This window comes from Winogradskyella pelagia, assembly GCF_017581965.1.
GTDB classification, from domain to species: domain Bacteria; phylum Bacteroidota; class Bacteroidia; order Flavobacteriales; family Flavobacteriaceae; genus Winogradskyella; species Winogradskyella pelagia.
On the sequence record NZ_JAGEVF010000031.1, the window covers coordinates 1 to 1,805 of the forward strand.

At 41.3% G+C, this 1,805-nt stretch carries 1 protein-coding gene; it reads left to right on the forward strand.

Annotated features, from left to right (window positions below):
• Nucleotides 1–1,805, forward strand: a 1,805-nt coding sequence (locus tag J4050_RS15090; protein ID WP_208155449.1) for a WD40 repeat domain-containing protein, incomplete at both ends; no start/stop codon positions are given.

Below are 1,805 nucleotides of genomic sequence, written 5' to 3' on the forward strand. Positions count from 1 at the left end.
GTGCCAACTGAAACAACAACCTATACCGTTACAGGTACAGATGCAAACGGTTGTGAGAATACTGCTGAGGTAACCGTAACAGTGACACCAAAAACAGACCCAACCTTTGATCCTGTAGTAGTATGTGCTGATGCAATTTTAACGCCACTACCTACCACTTCTAATAATGGCATTACAGGGACATGGTCCCCTGCTTTAGATATTAATACCACTAATTACGAATTTACGCCAGATGCAGGGCAGTGTGCCAATACAGCATCATTGGCTATTAGGGTGAATCCGTTACCAGAAGTCACATTTACAGCACAAGAAGACCTATGTATTGATGGTGGTATACTAACCGGTTTAGGTGGTGGCTTACCAACAGGAGGTGAGTATTCAGGACCTGGAGTTACGGATGACGGTAATGGCGAGACCTATTCTTTTGACCCATCTACGGCCGGAGCAGGCCTACACGATATTACATACACTTACGCAACACCTTCTTCCGATTTCCAACAATTAGGTTTAAATATTGAAGGTTATTCGGGACCTGGACAAAGCGGTTTGTCCGTTTCTATTTCTGCAAATGGTAATCGCGTGGCATTTGGCGAAAAAAGAGGTGGGGGAAAAGTACGGATCTATGAATATAATGGAAGTACATGGTCTCAATTAGGAGGCGATTTAAATGGAAATAATAGTGATAGATTAGGATCTTCTGTATCTATCAGTGCCGATGGAAACAGAGTTGCAATAGGCGCTCCGGGTCCAGGATTTGTTGATATACCAGGTAAAGTTGTAGTTTATGAATATGTGAGTGGTTCATGGATTCAGTTGGGTACCGATATAGTTGGTGAAACAAATAGAGAACTATTTGGTTTTTCGGTTTCAATGAGCGGAGATGGTAATCGATTAGTTATTGGAGCTCTTGCGAAAAACGATTTCGCAGGAGAGGTAGCCGTTTTTGAATTCAATAATGGTTCTTGGATACAACTTGGAGGTGACTTGGAAGGAGATACAAGAGATTATTTAGGCTATTCTGTCTCTATTAATGCTGACGGAAACCGTATCGCCTTAGGAAGTGGTGACAGATCAGGTTTCGGACAAAGTTCTGATAAGGTTCGTACTTATGAATATAGTAATGGCAATTGGGTTCAGTTCGGTGCTACTATAGAACCTGAAGCTAGTGACGTCCAATTTGGATCTTCACTTTCTTTGAATGATTATGGTAACCGATTAGCAGTTGTATCTGAGGAGAATTCAAAAGTTTTTGAATGGAATGGTAATAACTGGGTACAAATGGGACTAAATATTGATCTTGGTGGCTTAAGTATTTCCATGAGTGGTAATGGAAATACTTTTGCAGTAGGGAACGGTAATGTTAATAATTCAGGGATAACACGTGTTTATTCTTGGAATGGTAGTTTTTGGTCACAGGTTGGTACAGATATCTCTGGTGATCTTGAAACCGGTCGTGCTATTGCTTTAAGCGGAAATAGTAATAATGTTGCAGTAGGAGCAAGTAGGTTTAGTAATTTAGATAGGCCTACTCGTATTCAAGTTTTCAGCTTGACAAATCAAACTAGTTGCACCAATTCTACGACTGACAGCATAGAAGTCTTTGAGTTACCAATAGTTACGGCCACAGCCTCGGCTACAGAAATCTGTGAAGGCGAGGAAGTTACGCTAACAGGTGGAGGTGCAGATACATATTTATGGGATAATGGTGTTACGGATAATCAGGCCTTTGTGCCAACTGAAACAACAACCTATACCGTTACAGGTACAGATGCAAACGGTTGTGAGAATACTGCTGAGGTAACCGT